The following is a 21,670-nucleotide window of genomic DNA, read 5'->3' on the forward strand; positions in this document are numbered from 1 at the left end:
AGTTATTGATTATTCAATTATTATGGTACAAAGATATAATAACGGAACGATCGTTCCGTTATTATTGTTGTTAATTTTTAGTTAAAATAATTAAGCGGTTTGAAAAACGCCCATTTACAAGGGTTTGTGTCTATGAAGCTATAAGCGAAACAAATTGTAAAATGCTGTTGATTCTTAATTTATGCTTAATTTTGTATTTCAAAAAAAAATTATCAGATGGATCGACACGTACCTAAAGAAAGTCCTTTCGAAACGATAATCTCATTTCATAAACTAATTGAATCTTTTGAAGAAATTGCTTTATCTGATGTTGATTACCGATCTAACTATGCCAAAGCCATTTTAAAAGAAATTGAAGCTTTTCCGGAATTTAGAACCGGAATTCGTGATCTTAATTCTATTCGAAACAATGAAGCTTTAATTAAAAATATAGCTGCTGATTTATTTCCAACGGCTCTGACTCACAACGAAATAAAAGCAATTACAATTCCGTTTCAAAACATCTCGTTTAATTATACAGAACGTTTCAAAAAAATTCTGCGTAATGCGGGAGATGAATTTTATATGGAAATTCGTGATTTTGATGATCATCAGTTTTATGTAAACAACTGTTGTTTGATTTTGGCATATCATTACAATCAAAATGTAGATTTCAGTAAACCTTTTTTCTATGATATTCCTGATGAAGAAGGTGTAGAAAGACATTATAGAATCATGTACAATGCTGATTTCATGGAAATTATTCCTACCGAAAAATCAGTAGAGCTTTCACAAGATGACATCGATCAATTAATAGACAATTACAATGATATTGATTTATGGAAATCTAAATTTCCTCCGGGAAGCTGGATTTTAAAAGGTTTTGGAATTGTTTCTTTATTTGATGCTACTACAGAAAGTGCTATTTCGACTTTAAAAAGTAATTTATTAAAACCAGATAATACAAGAGTAACTTCTACAGATATTGTAGAAAATATCTTTAGATCTATTTTTAAAATTCCAAGTTTAAAAGTGGGTTTTATAATTTACAATCCTGAAGAAGAAAAGTTTATCAGACCAATGAAGTTTGATAATCATATGGAAAGTTATCTTTTGAAATCAGATCAGGAAATGGATTGCAAAAATGCTTTCTTTGGCTGTTCATTCGAGAATCTTCTGGATAACAAAGAACCTTTTGTAATTTCGAACGTTAAAAAATTCATTGAAGAATCCAGTAATAAAAAACTTGGCGAGCATTTGCTTAAACAAGGTATTCAAAGCTGTGTTTTTGCTCCGGTAATTAAAGACGATCATTTATTAGGAATTGTCGAATTGGTTTCTGAAAACCCTAGAGATTTAAACAGTGTAAATGCAATAAAATTAGATTTGGTTTTACCGTATTTAACTGATACCATCGATCGTTACAATACTGATATGCAGCATCAGATTGAAGCGATTATTCAGCGTGAGTACACAACAATTCACCCAAGTGTGTATTGGAAATTTAGAAAAGAGTCACAAAATTACTTTCAAAATATAAGCCATACTAAAGATTACATTTTTAAGGAAATCGTATTTAAAAATGTATTCCCTTTATATGGTCAAATAGATATTAAAGGTTCTTCTGAACATAGAAATGAAACGGTTAAAATTGATTTAAAAAATCAATTGACTGCCTTGTTGGAAATTTTCGACAATCAGGACCCAAATTCTAATCTGGTACTTTTAGAACAAAGAAAATTTGAATTAGAATCGCTTAGAAGTGAATTAGATTTTCCGCTGAAAGCAGATATGGAACAACATATTCAGCGTTATATTGAAGAAGAAATTCACCCGATCCTGAAAAACACAAAAAGCAATGCTAAAAACGAAAAGTTAGAGGAATTGTATTTTGAAAGTCTGGATGAAAAAACGGGAATGTTCTATCAGGAAAGAAAGAAATTTGACAATGCAATGTCAATTATCAATAAAAAACTGGCTTCGGTTTTAGATAAAAAACAAGTTGAAGCACAGCAGATTTATCCGCATTATTACGAGCGTTTTAAAACTGATGGTGTTGAACATAATTTATACATTGGGGCATCGATTTCGCCAACAAAACCATTTGACATTATGTACCTGCATAATCTGCGTTTATGGCAGTTACAGACTTTATGCGAAATGGAATTAGAACATCATCAGCTTAAAGAATCGCTTCCGTATGAATTGGATGTTACGTCGCTGATTTTAGTTTTTAGTTCTCCGCTTTCTATTCGTTTTAGAATGGATGAAAAACGTTTTGATGTTGACGGAACGTATAATGCCAGATATGAAGTTGTAAAAAAACGTATCGATAAATCGCATATTAAAGGAACTAACGAACGTATTACTGAAAAAGAGAAAATTACAATTGTTTATTCTCAAAATAGTGAAGAAGCTGAGTATTTAAAATACATTAAATATTTACAGCACAAAAAGATTCTTGAACCTTCAATAGAACAATTTGAAGTAGAAGATCTTCAGGGAGTTTCTGGTTTAAAAGCAATTCGTGTAAAGGTGATTAACAACACCAATGCTTCAAAAATGAAAAAAATCACCTATCAGGATTTATTAGATGAGCTCAACTAAATAGTTGGGCTTCGTTTGTTTAAATAAACATAGCAGTTTCTATCTAATATTAAAAAAGCTTTGTCAAAGTTTTAAACTTCGACAAAGCTTTCTGTATTTTGAGCTATATGTAAGAGACTAGTTTGAAAACTAAATCGACTTAAAAGCAATTACAAATGAAATTACAGTTATAATTAATCCGAACATAAAAAAGTTGTAAGCAATTCTCAGCAGATTATATTTTCGCTGTAAAACCAATCCAAGGTAATACAAATCTTTAATCATGGTCGAATAAAGATAATCGCGGTCTTTCATCATTTCATTCATTGCCCAATCGTAATCTTCAAGAGGCATTTTATAGAAATTTCCAAAAAACATCAAATTGACTTTTCTGGCTTCAACATCATCACGTGTAAAAAATCCCGAAGTTACTTTTGGCCTTGTAGAAAGAATCGCAAAAATAATTGTGATAACGCTCGACATCAGCATAATAAATGTCGGCACAACCAAATGTGCGTTTTTTGGACTGTCAAGTTTTGGAATAATTGTAGAAAGTGCGATCGAAATAATAATTGCATTTACAGACAATAAAATATTCGCTTTACTATCGGCAATACCGCTTAAACGAGTATGGTTTCCAAGCGTTACACGAAACAAAGTATCGATACCGCGTTCTGGTTTTTCTTTGTCTTTCTTTTTATTGTCTTCTTCAATTGCTGCAGCAGCTTTTAATTCTTGTTTGTTTATTTTTTTCTGAATCAAAAGCAGGTTTTTTTCTTTTAAAGGCTGCCATTTTCTTAAAGCATAGTCCGTATAGAACCTGTGTTTATTTAATAAAAAATTCAGATTTTCTTTTGTCCACTCCGCATTTGTAAAACTAACTATTCCTGTGTTTTTTAATTCTAAACGCAGTAATTCGCAGGTTGTCGTATACTCAGTTCCCATTAAATGAGCATAATCGGCATCTTTTATAATTTTTTCTAAATGTGTTTTAGGTTCATATTCTTTAGCCGTAGCCAGAATTAAGCTGGAAACAAGTTCTATAAACTTGTCTGATTTTCCTTTTTCTTTTAAAAAATCAGATGCAATTTTTACACTCTTGCTTTCATGGTTTTCATAACCTTCAACATATCCAGTGTCATGAAACCAGGCTGCCACTAAAAGTGCCTCTTTATCATCACTTTCAACATCTTCTTTTTTACATAACTCCTTAACCGCTGTAACTACTGTGAAAGTATGGTTAAAATTATGATAAGAATATAAATTAGAAAGTTTATCTTTGAGTAAATTACTGACGAAATCTTCGGATTGTTCTATTAAATTCATAAAGAATATTTTTACACCACTAAATTATGAAATTGTTTTTGGATAATCATTTTATTGCTAAGATTAAAAACTTTTCATTAGCAATTATAACACTGCTTTTCATTTATTCCTGTGCAACGCACAAAGCGCAATATGGAAAAAACGTGAGTGCTAACGAAACTGAAAACGCAACAGATACTATAAAAATTGCCCATACTTTTTATCTTGTTGGAGATGCCGGAAATGCTGACGAAGAACAGGCGCAGCAAACATTAGAATTACTGCATGAAAGGCTTAAAAAAGCCAGTAAAAAATCGACTCTGCTTTTTTTAGGCGATAATATTTATCCAAAAGGTTTTCCGGCTGATAAAAATGCTGAAGATAAAGAACTTGCAGAAACCAAACTCAAAAATCAGTTAAAACTGGCTAAAGGATATAAAGGCAAAACCATTTTTATTCCCGGAAATCATGATTGGTACAGCGGTATTAAGGGGCTCGAAAGTCAGGCCGATTTTGTGACAAAAAAACTAGATGACAAAAAAGCATTTCTGCCAAGAAAATCCTGTGCGATTGAAGATGTCAAAATTGATAGCATTACAACGTTAGTAACCATTGACAGTGAATGGTTTCTGGAAGATTGGGATAATCACCCCACTATCAACGACAATTGCGAGATAAAAACCAGAGAAGCTTTTTTTGAGGAACTTGAAAATATCTTAAATAAAAATCAGGAAAAAACAGTTGTTCTTGCCATTCACCATCCTTTGCTGAGCAACGGAACGCATGGCGGACAATTCTCGTTAGAGAAGCAATTATTTCCGTTAGAGAAAAAAATTCCGCTTCCTGTAATTGGTTCTTTCATCAATTTACTGAGAAAAACTTCTGGAGTGAGTCCTCAGGATATTCAAAACAAACAATATACTATTTATGCCAAGCGAATTAAAACGCTTTTGCAGAAACAGAAAAATGTAATTGTAGTTTCGGGTCACGATCACAATTTACAATATATCAGCAAAGAAAATATTCAGCAGATTATCAGCGGAGCCGGTTCAAAATCTGAAGCAGCGAGAGCTATCAACGAAAATGATTTTTCGTATGGCGGTAATGGTTACGCGACTTTAACTTTATTTAAAAGCGGCGATGCTAAAGTTTCTTTTTATGGAAATGAAAATAATAAAGAGAAACTGCTTTTTGAAAAAGAAATTATAAAAGCCAAAGAAATCAATTGGGCTTCGGATATTCCGAATAAGTTTCCTTCAAGAATTACCACTTCTATCTATTCAGCTAAAATGACCGATAAAAGTTTGTTTCATAAATTCCTGTTCGGACAGCATTACAGAAAATACTACAGTATGCCAATTGATGTAAAAGTAGCCACTGTAGATACTTTAAAAGGCGGACTGAAACCTATTCGCGAAGGCGGCGGACATCAATCTGTTTCTTTAAGAATGTCTGATCCAAAAGGACGTGAATTCGTATTGCGAGGAATGAAAAAAAGTGCAACGGTATTTTTACAATCTGTTGCTTTTAAAGATCAATATGTGGTAAATGATTTTGAAGATACTTATACAGAAAGTTTCCTGTTTGATTTTTATACAACTTCGCATCCATACGCTCCGTTTGTAATTGGCAGTATGTCTGATAAAATTGGTGTTTTGCATACTAATCCAATTTTATATTATGTACCAAAACAAAATGGTTTAGGAGAATTTAATGCCGGATTTGGAGACCAGCTTTATATGGTTGAAGAAAGGCCGGCTGATAACCATTTAGACGGCAAAAACTTTGGAAATCCAAGTAATATAATTGGTACTGATGATATGATGCTGAACCTGCATAAAGATGAAAAATACAGCGTTGATGAAAAGGAATATATAAAAGCACGTTTGTTTGATATATTAATTGGCGACTGGGACAGACACAGTGACCAATGGCGCTGGGCAGAATTTAAAAAAGACGGCAAAGTTATTTACAGACCAATTCCGCGTGACAGAGATCAGGCCTTTGTAAAATATGATGGTGCTTTGCTTTCTATTTTAATGAATATTCCGGCACTTCGCCACATGAGAACTTTTAAAGACCGTATTGGCAATGTGAAATGGCTGAGCAGAGAACCATATCCAATGGATTTGGCTTTTTTAAGAACATCAGGCGAAAAAGAATGGGTTGAACAGGCTAAATTTATTCAGGAAAATTTATCTGACAGCGACATCGAAAATGCTTTTAAAAATATGCCTAAAGAAGTTCAGGATGAAACGGTTGCTGAAATTATCCGAAAACTAAAAAACAGGAAAAAAGATCTTCAAAAATACGCTGCCCGATATTCTGATGTTTTAAGCAGAACTGTTATGATTGCCGGAACTGATAAAAAAGACAAATTTGTTTTGAACCATAATGCTAAAAAAAGTATTGAAGTTCAGGTTTACAGAGTTAAAAAAGACGGCGATGAGTTGCAATACTCTAAAACTCTTACTGATGCTAAAACCAAAAACTTATGGATTTATGGTTTAGATGATAATGATGTTTTTGAAGTAAAAGGCGATCAAAAATCAAAAATTAAAGTTCGTTTAATAGGCGGTCAGAATAATGACACTTACAATATTGAAAACGGAAGAAAGGTTATTGTTTACGATTTTAAATCAAAAGAAAACACTTATAACCTAGATTCTAAAACGCAGACACAGCTGACAGACGATTACGATGTTAACTTGTATAATTATGAAAAACCGAAATATAACGTAATTTCTGGTCTTCCAAATATTGGATTTAATCCTGATGATGGTGTAAAACTGGGTATTAATCTAAATTATACAGTGAATAATTTCAAACAGAATCCGTATACGCAAAGACATATTTTTAATGCTTTCTATTATTTTGCTACCGGTGGTTTAGAATTTAATTATGCCGCTCATTTCCCAGGTTTGTTAGGAAAATGGGTTATTGATGTTGAATCGCTTTATACTACGCCAAATTTTGCAATGAATTATTTTGGATATGGAAATGAATCTCAATATGATGATGATCTAAGTATGGATTACAACCGTGTACGCATTCGTAAATTTAATGCTTCGGGAGCCATTAGACACGTGGGAAGATACGGAAGTGAATTCAGCATTCAGCCTATTTTTCAGAGAATGACAGTTGAGGAAACGAGTAATAGATTTATTGACACTCCAAATATTGTAAATCCGGATGTTTTCAGCAGTCAGAATTACGGAAGCTTGAAAGTAAAATATCTTTTCAAAAATTCTGATTTTGCTGCCAAACCAACTCTTGGAATGTATTTTATGATTGCCGGAACTTGGACAACTAATTTAGACGAAACCAAGAAAAATTTCCCAACGCTTGAAAGTGTTTTAGGTTTTACACACCGAATTGACAAAAACGGTAAACTGGTTTTAGCAACTTATCTAAAAGGAAAAGCGATTTTAAATAATAACTATGAATTCTACCAAGGTGCTTCTCTGGGAGGAGATACTGATTTACGTGGTTTTAGAAATGAACGTTTTTTAGGAAATTCATATTTTTCTCAAAGTTCTGATTTGCGTTTAAGCATAGGCCGAATCAGAAAAACAATTGCTCCGTTTACTTACGGAATTCTAGGCGGTTTTGATTATGGAAGGGTTTGGCTTGACGGCGAAAATTCAAGAAAATGGCATCAGGATTACGGCGGCGGTCTTTGGTTAAATGCAATTAATGTTTTAACTGCCAGAATCTCATATTTTAAATCTCCTGATGAAATTGGACGAGTTATTTTTGGAGCAGCGTACAGCTTCTAGCTGTTAGGTTCAGAGTAACAAAGTGACAAAGGTTCAAAGTTTTTTTTGCCACGAATTACACAAATTTCCACGAATTATATTTAAAATAAAAATTAGTGAAAATTTGTGTAATTCGTGGCAAACTTTTTATTTCAATTTAAATTCGTAGACGTTCCCTCCTATTTTATCGGCTTTTTCATCTGCGATAAGCAAGGTATTATTGTCTTTGAAAACTATTGCTTCTTTTTGAGAAAAATGATTTAATTCTATTTGGGTTTGAGTTCCTTTGTGAAATAAATCTCCTTTAAAACCTTTAAATAAAAGAACTTTATCGTGGCTTAACAAAGCCACTTTTTTTCCGTCAGGACTTATTGACGCACTGGTCAAAACACAATGATTGTAATTATTGCAGGTTTTAAACTCTCCTATTTTTACGGCTTTTTGAGTTCCGGCTGCATTTTTGATTTTGTAGATAAAAGCTGTTCCGTCAAAACCTTTGCTTCTGTTTTTTGTAAAAAGGTAGAAATAGCCATTTTGTTCAAAAAAACCTTCCACATCATAAAACATTTCTTTTTTCTTTGGCGGAAATTCAGTTTGTTCAGGATAAGAAAATGAGATTTTATATTCGGCGGAAGCCGCATCTTTACTTAACTGATTTTTGGCAACTTTGTAAATACACAAATCTCTGCGTTTGTTATCATTGTTTCCAAAATCCCCAATATAAATATTACCGGCTTTATCTTTTGTAATATCTTCCCAATCAACATTTGAAGCGTTCGAGATTGTAATCGTTTTTTGTAATTTCCCTTTAGAATTAATGGCATAAAGAGCATTTTTATTACCGCTGTCTTCAAGAGTGTAAATTATATTGGTTTCAGGAAAATAAGTAATTCCAGAAACTTCTTTTAATTTCTTCGGAAGCGAATAAAGCATTTTCAAATCGTTGCCTGATTGCTGCTGGCAAGCTAATAATACTATAGAAACGGCTATTAAAAAAGTTTTTTTCATAAGATTGTTTTTTTGTTCAGGCACAGATTATAAGGATTAAAGAATTGCAAAAAATCCATTTTAATCTTTGAAATCTACAGCCTAAAAACTTTAAACTAAGTTTGTGTTTTTAAAATTACGTGTAATGAATTCAAAAGCGGCGTGCATGATATGTCCCATCGATTTGGCATTTTTAAATTTCATATCGTTGGTATATCGGTACAATTCCATTTTTAACTGATCTAAATGTTCTTGTGTCGAAATCGTATCGTGGCACATTATATTCAGTAATTTTTTTATTCTTGTCTCGGCTGAATGTATACGTTTTGCGAGAATCGCTCTTTCTTCGTCTTTGTACTGAATAATTGAACGTTCTTCTAATTTCTCTTTAATCAGCTTAATCATTGGATAATTTTCCTTGAAAAACTGCGGACGATAAACTTTGAAATTACCTTCGTAGCATTGCTGGTCAAAATCAATTGGACGTATTTTATAAACTACCTGATCAAAATCGTGAATTGGGACAATTACATAATTGTACGCTCTCATATCGCCCAAAAGCCTAATCATACAACGTTCGTTGAATTTTACAAACTCTTTGGCTATTTGCGCTTTTTCCATTTCGGTACACTTATCAAGCAGCGTATCCATAAAAACATCGCCCGGAATCCCAATAATATGTTCTTCGATTAAAGTATCGTTGTAAACCAAAAAGTTGATTTTGTCCGGCGAAAGTATATCTTCTAATTCTAATCCGTAAATTCTCGAAGCATCGGCCTTTTTTATATAAAAATGAACGTAATTGTCGTTTAGAATATTTCTTACTTTAATTCGAAATGGTTTTGAATTTCCAAAAGTGCAATAATCAATGGCATCGACATTTAAATACTGAATGATCTCATTGTTCCCATCAGAATGTAAAAGAGAATAGATTTTTTTGAGATTTAGATCGATTTCATTTCTTTCAAATTCACTGTAATAAACCCGAATCCACAAGGTATCGGTTTCATTTTTATCGTAAACATTAATCGAACCGGAAAACCGCAGTAAGTCATCATAAAACACAGAAACTTTCGAAATACGTTCGAATCTGTCTAAATAACTTAAAAGTGGCTGTGTTAAAGGAAAAGACGGTTTTTTTAACACCATTAAAGGTTCGCTCATTTTGAATATCTTTATTACAAATTTACATCAATAAGATTATAAAAATAAATTTGGCGTAACAATATGTAAGTTGATTCGTCTTACTTAAAACTAAAACCGAAATAAATTTGGAAACCATCCTTACTATTCAGAATCTCAGTAAAAGATACGGGCGAATTCAGGCTCTTAAAAATGTATCTTTTAGCATACAAAAAGGCCATGTCTACGGAATTCTAGGCCCTAACGGAAGCGGAAAATCAACTACTCTTGGAATTGTTTTAAATGTTGTAAACAAAACTTCGGGCGATTATAAGTGGTTTGACGGAAACGTTGAAACGCATGAAGCTTTAAAAAAAGTTGGTGCTATTATCGAGCGTCCAAATTTTTATCCGTACATGACCGCCGAAGAAAACCTAAAACTGGTTTGTAAAATTAAAAGTATTGATTATTCTAAAATTAAAGAAAAACTTGATCTTGTTGGTTTAACCGAAAGAAAAGATTCAAAATTCAGCACTTTTTCTTTAGGTATGAAACAGCGTCTGGCCATTGCGTCGGCACTTTTAAATGATCCTGAAATTTTAATTCTCGATGAACCAACAAACGGTTTAGATCCGCAGGGAATTCATCAGATTAGAGATATTATTAAAGAAATTGCTTCGCAGGGAACTACCATTTTACTGGCTTCGCACTTATTAGACGAAGTCGAAAAAGTATGTTCGCACGTTATTGTTTTGCGAAAAGGCGAAGTTTTATATTCTGGTTCTGTAGATGGAATGTCGGCCAATGAAGGTTTCTTTGAAATTTCTTCAAATGATAACGCTGCATTGAAATCTGTTTTAGAAGGACATCAGGCAATAGCACAGATTAAAGACGAAGACGGAAAGGTTCTGGTGTATTTAAAATCTGATTTATCAGCTTCAGAATTGAATCAGTTTTTATTCTCAAAAAATATTGTCTTAAGTCATTTGGTAAAACGTAAAAATAGTCTGGAAGCACAGTTTTTAGAATTAACCAAAAATACCAATCCAAAAATCTAACTAAGCCATGAACAGACTTATCTCTATAGAATTGCAAAAAATCTGGATGAACAAAGCCAGCCGCATCTTAACATTAACGTATTTTATCCTGCTTTCTTTTATCGCTTTAATTGCCTCAATTAAATTTGATATTGGTCCATTCAAATTTCATTTGGCCGAAATGGGAATCTTTAATTTTCCTTTTATATGGCATTTTAATACTTATGTAGCAGCTATCTTAAAATTGTTTCTTGCTATTGTAATTGTTTCTATGATGGCTAACGAATACAGCTATGGAACATTAAAACAAAACCTGATTGATGGTTTAAGTAAAAAAGAATTTATACTGTCAAAATTCCTTACAGTTGTTTTATTTGCATTTATCTCAACTGTTTTCATTTTTGTTATGAGTTTAATATTAGGCTTGATTTTCTCTTCATACACTGAAATTGGTATCATTTTTAGCGATTTAGATTACCTTCTTGCCTTTTTTGTAAAATTAACCGGATTCTTTTCTTTCTGTTTATTCCTCGGAATTTTTGTAAAACGCTCTGCTTTTGCACTAGGTTTTCTTTTAGTCTGGAATATAATCGAAGCCATAATTAGAGGTTTCTTAGCTTTTAAAGTTTTTCCGGGAAGCGATATCGACAAAAAAATTACTCAGTTTCTTCCTTTAGAATCTATGTCAAATTTAATTGTTAATCCAGGTCCAAGATTATCTGTAGTTAAAAATATTGGATCTCAAATGGGAATTGATACTGATATCGATTATAGTGTGAGCTATTTTGCAATTTTAATTGTATTAGTGTGGACTTTTCTGTTCATACACTTTTCATATAAGCTATTAAAAAATCGAGATTTGTAGTATATTTGCTACTATGAGTCGAATAGAAAATTTCTTATACCTTTTATTATTGTGTTGTCTATCATCAAAGATGAATGCACAATTTATTACAGTTGATGATCAGCGTACCCCACAGCAGCTCATTGAAAATACTTTAGTTAATAGTTCATGTGCTGCTGTAACAAATATGAGTGGAAGCGGAGACAATTTTACCTCAGGCAAAAATAGTTTTGCTTACTTTAATGCAGGTACAAGCAATTTCCCTTTTAAAGAAGGTATTATACTTGCAACTTCGACAAGTGCAAATGCTATTGGCCCCTATTTAAGCAGTATGGGAGGAGGAAACCAAAATTGGATTGGAGATTCTGATCTTAATAATACTTTAGGTATAAGTTCAATAAATGCTACTTTTTTTGAATTTGATTTTGTTGCATTAACAAATTTTGTAAGTTTCAATTATGTTTTTGCATCAAACGAATACCAGTATTATTTCCCATGTGAATATTCTGATGGATTTGCTTTTTTAATAAAAGAAGAAGGAACTTCAGATCCGTATAGGAATTTAGCGGTTTTGCCAAACTCAAATACGCCTGTTTCCTCTACAAGTGTACATCCAAAAATAGTACCCGGGATTGCTTTAAATGGAGATCGTTACAATGGATGTGATGCAATAAATGGAAATTATTTTTCTAAATTTAATGATAACACCAGCCCTATTAATTACGCAGGCCAAACTGTTGTTATGACGGCGCAGACGAATGTAACTGCTGGAAAAAAATATCACATAAAACTAGTTATTGCAGATGATAAAAATGTGTATTATGACTCAGCAGTTTTTTTAGAAGCTGGAAGTTTTACTTCAAGTATAGATTTTGGTCCTGATAGAACCACATCTAATAATAGTTTATTATGCTTTGGTGATACTTTTTTACTTGATCCTAAATTATCTGCTTCGTACTCTTACAAATGGTTTAAAAATGGTGTAGAAATTGCAAATACACCAACTTTAAATGTTACTGATTCTGGCGATTACAAGGTCGAAGTTACATTAAGTCCCAGCACCTGCACCATAAAAGGGCAGATTAAAATTGAGTATGCGCCTGAAATCCTTTTAACAAACACTGCACTTTTACAATGTGATGATAACAGCGATGGAATTTCAATTTTCAATCTTACTAAAGTAAATAATATTGTAAAAAATAATGTTTCGAGCACTACAACTGAAGGTTATTACACAACATTAGCTGATGCTCAATCTAAAACAAATAAAATCACCTCGCCTGCTAATTATACAAATACTGCTGACAATCAAATCATTTACGCCCGTTTAGAAAATGAGTTTGGATGCTACAAAACGGCCGAAGTAACATTACAAATCGCTGCAACATCAATTGCTGATCCTGCTCCTATAAGTACTTGTGATGGAGATGGAACTCAGGATGGACTATATCAGTTTGATCTTAATGCTGAAGTTACTCCAAAAATTACGGCAGGACTTCCGAGTGGTTTAACTGTAAATTATTATTTGACAGCTAATGATGCTTTAACAGAAACAAACCCGCAATTAAATATCTTTAAAAACACAACTCCTTATAATCAAACTATTTACGCACGAGTTGTAAATGGTCCGGATTGTTATGATGTTGTACCTGTTCCTCTCGTCGTAAATACTTTTGATCCGCCAAATTTTGAAAATGAATCTGAATATTTATGCAAAAATGATCAAATCACTTTAACCGTTGCAGCTGGATTCAGCAGTTATTTGTGGAGTAATGGAGAAACTTCAAATTCAGCAATAATTAGTGCTCCCGGCGATTACTCTGTAACAGTAAAAGATGCAAACGGCTGTGAAAAAACTAAAAATTTTAAAGTCATATTATCAGAACCAGCTACAATAACAAATGCTGCTGTTAAAGATTTTTCCGGAAATGACAATTCTGTTTTAATAGAATATACCGGAACCGGAAACTACGAATTCTCTTTAGATGGATTAACTTTTCAAGATAATCCTTTGTTTACAGCTGTTGCAACAGGAACTTATAATGCAATTGCAAAAGATAAAAATGGCTGCGGATTATCAAATTCATTTTTGTTATATGTTTTAGATTATCCTAGATTTTTTACTCCAAACGGAGACGGTTATAATGACTTATGGGTTATCGAAGATTCTAATGTACTGCCTAATTACACAATTCATATTTTTGACCGCTATGGGAAATTTTTAAAAGAGATGAATCAAAACAGTCCGGGCTGGAACGGATTATTTAATGGACAGCAGCTCCCGTCTGATGATTATTGGTTTACTTTGACCTTTGCAGACGGCAGAAATGTAAAAGGTCATTTTAGCTTGAAAAGATAATGTATTAAAATTTCAATACCTGAAATTCTAAAGTCCGAATCCGAACTATACCATAAAAAAGAATCCCAAACTCCTAATGGAATTTGGGATTTTTTATATTGAAAGTTATAACTAATTAGATTTTATATCTTTTTCTATCAGTTTCACTTAAGTAAATCTTTCTTAAACGAAGAGATTTTGGAGTAACTTCAACATACTCATCTTTTTGAATGTACTCTAAAGCTTCTTCTAAAGAGAATTTGATAGCTGGAATAATTCTAGCTTTATCATCTGCTCCAGAAGAACGTACGTTAGATAGTTTTTTCGTTTTAGTAACGTTAACAGTCATATCGTCGCTACGAGTATTTTCTCCAATTACCTGACCTTCATAGATATCCTCGTTTGGATCAACGAAGAATTTACCACGATCTTGTAATTTATCGATAGAGTAAGGAATTGCTTTTCCGTTTTCCATAGAGATTAATGAACCGTTGTTACGTCCAGGAATTTCTCCTTTGTATGGTTCGTATCCAATGAAACGGTGTGCCATAATAGCCTCACCAGCAGTTGCAGTAAGCAATTGATTTCTTAAACCAATAATTCCACGAGATGGAATGTTAAATTTAATGATCATACGCTCACCTTTACCTTCCATAGAAAGCATTTCACCTTTACGGATTGTTACGAATTCAACCGCTCTACCTGAAAGGTTTTCTGGTAAATCGATAGTTAATTCCTCAATTGGCTCACATTTAACACCATCAACTTCTTTGATGATAACCTGAGGCTGACCAATTTGAAGCTCGTACCCTTCTCTTCTCATTGTTTCGATAAGAACAGATAAGTGAAGTACACCACGACCAAAAACCATGAATTTATCAGCAGAATCAGTTTCTCCAACTTTCATCGCTAAGTTTTTCTCAAGCTCTTTTGTTAATCTTTCACGGATATGTCTAGAAGTAACAAATTTACCTTCTTTACCAAAGAAAGGAGAATCGTTAATTGTAAACAACATACTCATTGTTGGCTCGTCGATAGCAATTGTTTGTAAAGCTTCCGGATTTTCAAAATCTGCGATAGTATCACCAATTTCGAAACCTTCAATACCTACAACAGCACAAATATCTCCAGCAACAACTTCTTCAACTTTTCTACGGCCTAAACCTTCGAAAGTGTGTAATTCTTTAATTCTTGATTTGATAACTTTACCATCTCTTTTTACTAAAGAAATTGGCATTCCTTCTTTCAAAGTACCTCTTTCAAGACGTCCGATAGCGATACGACCTGTAAAAGAAGAGAAATCTAAAGATGTAATCAACATTTGAGGAGTACCTTCAGAAACTTTAGGAGCAGGAACATTAGCAATAACCATGTCTAATAAAGGCTCGATGTTTTCTGTTTGGTTTTTCCAGTCATCAGACATCCAGTTGTTTTTAGCAGAACCGTAAACAGCTGGGAAATCTAATTGCTCTTCTGTAGCACCTAATTCAAACATTAAGTCAAAAACTTTTTCGTGTACTTCTTCCGGAGTACAGTTTTCTTTATCAACTTTATTAATTACAACGCATGGTTTTAAACCTAAGTCAATAGCCTTTTGCAATACGAAACGCGTTTGCGGCATCGGCCCTTCAAAAGCATCTACCAGCAAACATACACCATCGGCCATGTTCAATACACGCTCAACTTCACCTCCAAAATCCGCGTGGCCTGGAGTGTCGATAATGTTGATTTTTGTTCCTTTGTACTGAACAGAAACGTTTTTAGAAGTAATAGTAATACCTCTCTCACGCTCTAAATCGTTATTATCAAGAATTAAATCACCTGTATTTTCGTTTTCACGAAATAATTGACAGTGATACATAATTTTATCAACCAAAGTGGTTTTACCGTGATCGACGTGGGCAATAATTGCAATATTTCTAATAGATTCCATTTGTGATTTTTAATGGGTGCAAAAGTACACTTTATTTTGTAAAAAAAAATGTTTCTGCGATAGTTTGCGTATATACAAGTAATTAGTTCATTAAAACAGTGTTAATTTACCCTCCAAAATGAACTTTACTTATTGTTTAGTTATAGTTAATTTAACTATATTTGATTGATGAAAAGTAAAACTCTCCAAATTACTCTTGTTTACGTTATCATATCGCTAATTATGGCAATTGTATGTCATAATTTAATTACTGACTACTTTTTTCAAACAAAATACTTTTATTTATTTTTCATAAAAGATGTCCTTTTCATAATAGCTACTGCATTTATTTTCAAATACATACTTTCAAGAAACGAAAAGAAAAATATTTCAGTTTTTAAAAAATTAAAAAAGACAAATGAAGAAATAAAGGAGTCTAATGAAAAATATGACATAGTTGCAAAAGCAACAAGCGATACTATTTGGGACTGGAAAATACAGGAAGACCGAATAAATTGGAATAAAGGTATCGAGGGAATTTTTGGCTATAATCCGGAAGAAGTTGGAAAAACTTCAAAATGGTGGTTTGATAAAATTCACCCGGAAGATAGTATCCGAATGTCAATAAAACTATATTCATTTATTGAGCAAAAAACTGAAAAATGGCAGGATCAATATCGCTTTAGATGTGCAGACGGAACATATAAATATGTTTTGGACAGAGGTTTTTTACTTAAAGATGAAAACGGAAGAGCCATCAGAATGATTGGAGCGATTCAGGACATCACCAAACAAAAAGAGGAAGAACAGCGATTAAAACTTTTAGAAACTGTAATTACACAATCTAAAGACTCTATTCTTATTACCGAAGCTAATTCTGAAGATCGAAAAATTCCAAGAATAGTTTATGTTAATCCAGCGTTTTCTCAAATGTCCGGATACGAATCAAACGAAATCATTGGAAAATCTACCAATATATTTAAAGGGCCAAAATCAGATTCAGAAGAATTAAAAAAACTTTTAAGAGCTATTAAGAACGAAGAAGAATGTGTTATAGAAACCATCACCTATACTAAATCTAAGGAAGAATATTGGGTGCGTTTTGCCATGATTCCAATTTTCAACAACGAAGGTGTAATTACACACTGGATTTCTATACAACGAGACATTACTGACGAGAAAAAACTGGAAACAGAAAAAGAACATCTTATTCGTGAACTTACACAAAACAACAAAGATTTAAAACAGTTCTCTTACATCACCTCACACAATCTTCGCGCACCATTATCAAATTTAATTGGACTTTTAAATCTTATAGAAGATATTCCAATTGAAAACGAAGAACTTGAAGAAATTCTGGCAGGCTTCACAAAATCAACTCATTTATTAAATGAAACAATAAACGACTTGGTAAAAGTTATCATAATAAAAGACAACCCATCAATGCAAAAAGAGGAGGTTTCTTTAAAAGAGGTTTTTGAAAATGTTTTTAGCCAATTGTCTTTTCAAATCGAACTTCACAAACCCATTATAAAACTTAAATTTGACAAAGTACCGCTTTTGAATACAAATAAAGCGTATATTGAAAGTATTTTACTGAATTTACTAACCAATTCAATTAAATACAAATCAGAAAACAGAAAACTAAAAATATCAATTACTGCTGAGCAAATAGATCATCAGGCGATACTTACGTTCAAAGACAATGGAATTGGGATTGATTTAGAAAGAAACAAAGACAAAGTTTTTGGTCTTTACCAAAGATTTCATAATTATCCCGACAGCAAAGGACTAGGTTTGTATCTTGTAAAATCTCAGGTTGAGACCATGGGAGGCACTATTTCTATAGACAGTGAAGTTAACAAAGGCACCACATTTACTATAACTTTTAAAAACTAAATTCATTATGTTTGAGCAAATCTTATGCATTGACGATGACCCAATTACGTTGATGCTGTGTAAAAAAGTAATTTCAAAATCTTCGTTTGCAAATGAAATTATTACTGCTCAAAATGGAGAAGAAGCTCTTCATCACTTCAATACTTTAAAATACAACAACAAAAATAAAGTAGAAAAAAAACCAGAATTAATTTTCTTAGACTTAAACATGCCAATTATGGGCGGATGGGAATTTTTAGATCACTTTACATCTGAAGCTTACTCAGAGTTTAACACCGCAAAAGTTATTGTATTGTCATCTACAATAGATCCTGAGGATTTAGCTAAAGCAAAAAAATATCCTATAATAATAGACTTTCTTTCAAAACCAATTACACAGGCAATGCTCGAATATCTCAAAAAGAAAATTGGGATATAAAATTTAAACCAATATTTAAATCCCAATACTTTTTTACTTATTTCATTCAAAACTTTAGACATATTGATTCAGGAATCTTTAAACTAAAATTCCAATAATACCTAAACAAAAAAAAGTCCTCGAAAAGAGGACTTTTTATATCTTATAATTGTATTTAAATTACAATTTAGCAACGTGTTTCGTTAATTTAGACTTCAAGTTAGAAGCTTTGTTATCATGAATGATGTTCTTTTTAGCTAATTTATCGATCATAGAGATTACAGTTGATAATTTAGCAGCAGCATCAGATTTATCAGTAGCTAATCTTAATGCTTTAATAGCATTACGAGTAGTTTTATGCTGATATCTGTTAAGAACTCTTCTTTTTTCGTTACTTCTGATTCTTTTTAATGCTGACTTATGATTTGCCATTTTCTTTTAATTTTAGATGTAATAATTATTATAAATACTAGTTAAAAAAGAAAAACCTCCCACAACTGTAAACAATCACTTTGGTTTTAACTAATAAAACAAAAACCGAGACACCAATTTTTGTTTTACAAAACTTATTTACAACTAATTCTGTAGTCCGTAGGGGAATCGAACCCCTGTTACCAGGATGAAAACCTGGCGTCCTAACCCCTAGACGAACGGACCAATATTCTCCTAAGTTGGAAACTTTTCAATATGTAATATAACTTGTAGTCCGTGGGGGAATCGAACCCCCCTTACCAGGATGAAAACCTGGCGTCCTAACCGATAGACGAACGGACCGCGCTTCTGTATTGCGGATGCAAAGATACATCTATTTTTTATTTGCGCAACACCTAATGCAAAAAAATCTATATTTTTTTAATAAGCCTTTGCAAAAAGCACTCTTTTAGAAGAAGGTTCCCCAGTAAACACGCAGGTTCCCGCCTCTTCAACAGCATCCAAAGGAATGCAGCGAATGGTCGCTTTTGTCAAATCTTTTATCTTTTCTTCAGTAGCTGCAGTTCCATCCCAATGAGCCGAAATAAAACCTCCTTTACCTTCTAAAACTTCTTTAAATTCCTCAAAATTATTTACTTCTGTAATATGAGTATTTCTATAAGTCAAAGCTTTGTCAAATAAATCCTTTTGAATCTGCTCTAATAAATCATTCACATGATCCACTATTTTTTCAGCAGCCACAACTTCTTTTGATAAATTATCACGTCTTGCAACCTCAAAAGTTCCATTTTCTAAATCTTTTGGCCCAACAGCAATTCTAACAGGAACACCTTTTAATTCCCATTCAGCAAATTTAAATCCTGGTTTTTGAGTTGTTCTATCATCATATTTCACAGAAATCTTAAGCTTTCTCAATTTAGCAGTCAATTCATTAACCGCCGCTGTAATTTGAGCTAATTGTTCATCTGTTTTATGAATAGGTACAATTACAACTTGTATTGGAGCTAAATTTGGAGGCAGCACCAATCCCTGATCATCAGAATGTGTCATAATTAAAGCCCCCATCAAACGAGTAGAAACTCCCCATGACGTTCCCCAAACGTGCTCTTGTTTTCCTTCTGCATTAGCAAATTTCACATCAAAAGCTTTTGCAAAATTCTGACCTAAAAAGTGTGAAGTTCCAGCCTGTAAAGCTTTTCCATCCTGCATCAAAGCTTCAATACAATACGTTTCATCTGCTCCTGCAAAACGCTCTGTTTCAGTTTTAAAACCTTTTACAACCGGAATTGCCATGAAGTTTTCTGCAAAATCAGCATAAACATTCATCATTTTCTCCGATTCCTCAATTGCCTCGTCTTTTGTAGCGTGAGCCGTATGCCCTTCCTGCCATAAAAATTCGGCAGTTCTTAAAAACAAACGTGTACGCATTTCCCAGCGAACCACATTTGCCCATTGATTAATAAGTAAAGGCAAATCTCTATAAGACTGCACCCATCCTTTATATGTAGACCAAATAATCGCCTCACTTGTTGGACGAACAATAAGCTCTTCTTCTAATTTCGCATTAGGATCAACCATAAGTTTCCCTGGTCTGTCCTCGTCATTTTTTAGTCTGTAATGCGTTACAACAGCACATTCTTTTGCAAATCCTTCAGCATTTTTCTCTTCAGCTTCGAACATACTCTTCGGCACAAATAAGGGGAAATAAGCATTTTGATGTCCTGTTTCTTTAAACATTCTATCTAACTCTGCCTGCATCTTTTCCCAAATTGCATAGCCGTATGGTTTGATTACCATACATCCTCTAACTCCTGAATTTTCAGCTAAATCTGCTTTGACAACCAGCTCATTATACCATTTGGAATAATCTTCTGATCGCGTAGTAAGGTTCTTACTCATATTATATAGTTTGGCACAAATTTTGTTTTAAATAATTTTAACTAAATAGTTTGACAAAACTAACTATTTTTGTAATGTGCAACAATAAAAAACACCACAGATATGAAAACTTATACTACTCTCCGCCAAAACTCAAGTCATTTTTACTTAATTGGATTACTGAGTTTTCTTTTAGCATCATGTGGTTCTTACCAAAACACGTCTTATTATGACAGTGATGGTGTTTATGGTAATTCTACCAACAGATATGCTCAAACAAACAATACCACAGCAGCAAACAATCAATATAGAGATTATTTTAGATCACTGCAGGAAGATGATCAGCCAACTGAAATTTTCACAGATGTAGACAATTATGGCAATTATTCTGAAAGCGACAGCACAAGAACCGCTTCTACAGCTTACCCTGCTTGGGGAAGCAGTAATTCAGATGTATCTGTAAACGTATACTCTACTCCAAACTGGTCATTCGGACTAGGATGGGGATATCCTTATTACGGATGGGGTTACGGCGGATACTGGGGCGGAGGCTACTGGGGAGCCGGATGGGGCTATCCAGGATATGCCTGGGGATACCCTGGCTACTGGGGACCTGGATGGGGTTATCCAGGATACTGGGGAGGCGGCTATTACGGAAACTACTCATACAGCTACGGAAGAAGAGGATCTGCTGCTTACTACAACAACAGATATTATTCTTCAAACAGAGCATATGCTTCTAACAGAAACTACCTTTCAAACAGAAATTATTCTACCAACAGAAATAGTTTCTCTAATCGAAACAGCTATACAACAAACAGAAATTACACCAATAGATCAAACAGTTATTCTGATTACAGAAGAAGTTCATCTGTAAATGGAAGAACTTACGATAGTTCGAGCCCAAACTTCACAAATAGAAGAAGCTATTCTACTCAAGGCCAAAACAGCACTTACGATTATTCTAACAGAAGATCAAGCAGCAGCACCATGCCTTCAAACAGAAGCTACAACAACAGCAGTAACAGCAATTCATCAAGAAGCTACTCTCCTAGCCCATCACGTTCAATGAACAGCGGAGGAGGAAGCATGAGATCATCTGGTGGCGGCGGTGGCGGCGGAGGAAGATCTTACGGTGGCGGAGGAGGCGGAAGAAGGTAACATTTTCGTCCTTTTTCCAATCTAATATCACACAC

At 33.3% G+C, this 21,670-nt stretch carries 14 protein-coding genes and 2 tRNA genes; 8 read left to right on the forward strand and 8 right to left on the reverse strand.

The annotated features are described in order from the left end of the window. Positions 1 to 216: 216 nt before the first annotated feature. A complete protein-coding gene (locus FJOH_RS25455) occupies positions 217 to 2,586 on the forward strand; it encodes a GAF domain-containing protein (RefSeq protein WP_012026892.1) in 2,370 nt (789 codons plus the stop codon). Between the two features lie 129 nt (positions 2,587 to 2,715). On the opposite strand, the gene FJOH_RS25460 is transcribed toward FJOH_RS25455, so the two are convergent. Beyond that, the gene (locus FJOH_RS25460) at positions 2,716 to 3,891 is read right to left on the reverse strand and encodes a Pycsar system effector family protein (RefSeq protein WP_012026893.1); all 1,176 of its coding nucleotides are present in this window, start codon (positions 3,889 to 3,891) and stop codon (positions 2,716 to 2,718) included. Between the two features lie 26 nt (positions 3,892 to 3,917). Between FJOH_RS25460 and FJOH_RS25465 the strand changes: the two genes are divergently transcribed. Next, positions 3,918 to 7,649 carry a metallophosphoesterase gene (locus FJOH_RS25465; protein ID WP_012026894.1) on the forward strand — a complete coding sequence of 1,244 codons (3,732 nt, stop codon included), beginning with the start codon at positions 3,918 to 3,920 and terminating at the stop codon, positions 7,647 to 7,649. Positions 7,650 to 7,775: 126 nt separating this feature from the next. Here FJOH_RS25465 and FJOH_RS25470 read toward each other — a convergent pair whose 3' ends face one another. Both FJOH_RS25470 and FJOH_RS25475 read right to left on the reverse strand, forming a co-directional pair. Further along, the gene (locus tag FJOH_RS25470) at positions 7,776 to 8,636 is read right to left on the reverse strand and encodes an SdiA-regulated/phytase-like domain-containing protein (RefSeq protein WP_012026895.1); all 861 of its coding nucleotides are present in this window, start codon (positions 8,634 to 8,636) and stop codon (positions 7,776 to 7,778) included. Between the two features lie 90 nt (positions 8,637 to 8,726). Beyond that, positions 8,727 to 9,779, reverse strand: a complete 1,053-nt coding sequence (locus tag FJOH_RS25475; RefSeq protein ID WP_012026896.1) for a hypothetical protein — start codon at positions 9,777 to 9,779, stop codon at positions 8,727 to 8,729. Between the two features lie 107 nt (positions 9,780 to 9,886). Between FJOH_RS25475 and FJOH_RS25480 the strand changes: the two genes are divergently transcribed. The 3 genes from FJOH_RS25480 (at position 9,887) to FJOH_RS25490 (ending at position 13,977) form a co-directional block, all read left to right on the forward strand. Beyond that, positions 9,887 to 10,795 (forward strand): ABC transporter ATP-binding protein, encoded by a 909-nt coding sequence (locus tag FJOH_RS25480; protein ID WP_012026897.1) that lies wholly within the window; start codon positions 9,887 to 9,889, stop codon positions 10,793 to 10,795. Positions 10,796 to 10,802: 7 nt separating this feature from the next. After that, positions 10,803 to 11,639, forward strand: coding sequence for an ABC transporter permease (locus FJOH_RS25485; protein ID WP_012026898.1), 837 nt, complete (start codon positions 10,803 to 10,805; stop codon positions 11,637 to 11,639). A 70-nt stretch (positions 11,640 to 11,709) separates the two neighbouring features. Continuing rightward, positions 11,710 to 13,977, forward strand: a complete 2,268-nt coding sequence (locus tag FJOH_RS25490) for a T9SS type B sorting domain-containing protein (protein ID WP_235023034.1) — start codon at positions 11,710 to 11,712, stop codon at positions 13,975 to 13,977. Between the two features lie 115 nt (positions 13,978 to 14,092). Here the strand turns inward: FJOH_RS25490 and typA are convergent, their stop codons facing one another. Beyond that, positions 14,093 to 15,889: a translational GTPase TypA gene (gene typA, locus FJOH_RS25495; RefSeq protein ID WP_012026900.1), complete on the reverse strand. Its 1,797-nt coding sequence runs from the start codon at positions 15,887 to 15,889 to the stop codon at positions 14,093 to 14,095. A 168-nt stretch (positions 15,890 to 16,057) separates the two neighbouring features. Here typA and FJOH_RS25500 point away from each other — a divergent pair, with 168 nt between their 5' ends. Together FJOH_RS25500 and FJOH_RS25505 are read left to right on the forward strand one after the other, a co-directional pair. After that, complete coding sequence (locus FJOH_RS25500) at positions 16,058 to 17,767, forward strand: PAS domain-containing sensor histidine kinase (RefSeq protein ID WP_012026901.1); 1,710 nt, start codon at positions 16,058 to 16,060, stop codon at positions 17,765 to 17,767. A gap of 7 nt (positions 17,768 to 17,774) precedes the next feature. Then, on the forward strand, positions 17,775 to 18,185 hold the full coding sequence (locus FJOH_RS25505; RefSeq protein WP_012026902.1) for a response regulator: 411 nt from the start codon (positions 17,775 to 17,777) through the stop codon (positions 18,183 to 18,185). A 159-nt stretch (positions 18,186 to 18,344) separates the two neighbouring features. Here the strand turns inward: FJOH_RS25505 and rpsT are convergent, their stop codons facing one another. The 4 genes from rpsT to proS form a co-directional block, all read right to left on the reverse strand. Beyond that, positions 18,345 to 18,596: a 30S ribosomal protein S20 gene (gene rpsT, locus FJOH_RS25510; protein ID WP_012026903.1), complete on the reverse strand. Its 252-nt coding sequence runs from the start codon at positions 18,594 to 18,596 to the stop codon at positions 18,345 to 18,347. A gap of 153 nt (positions 18,597 to 18,749) precedes the next feature. Beyond that, a tRNA-Glu gene (locus tag FJOH_RS25515) sits at positions 18,750 to 18,821 on the reverse strand. 45 nt (positions 18,822 to 18,866) lie between these two features. Beyond that, positions 18,867 to 18,938, reverse strand: a tRNA-Glu gene (locus FJOH_RS25520). Positions 18,939 to 19,016: 78 nt separating this feature from the next. Further along, positions 19,017 to 20,495: a proline--tRNA ligase gene (gene proS / locus FJOH_RS25525; protein ID WP_012026904.1), complete on the reverse strand. Its 1,479-nt coding sequence runs from the start codon at positions 20,493 to 20,495 to the stop codon at positions 19,017 to 19,019. A 102-nt stretch (positions 20,496 to 20,597) separates the two neighbouring features. Here proS and FJOH_RS25530 point away from each other — a divergent pair, with 102 nt between their 5' ends. Then, positions 20,598 to 21,635 (forward strand): hypothetical protein, encoded by a 1,038-nt coding sequence (locus FJOH_RS25530; RefSeq protein WP_012026905.1) that lies wholly within the window; start codon positions 20,598 to 20,600, stop codon positions 21,633 to 21,635. Positions 21,636 to 21,670 lie beyond the last annotated feature (35 nt).

The organism is Flavobacterium johnsoniae UW101 (assembly GCF_000016645.1).
In the GTDB taxonomy this organism is placed as follows: domain Bacteria; phylum Bacteroidota; class Bacteroidia; order Flavobacteriales; family Flavobacteriaceae; genus Flavobacterium; species Flavobacterium johnsoniae.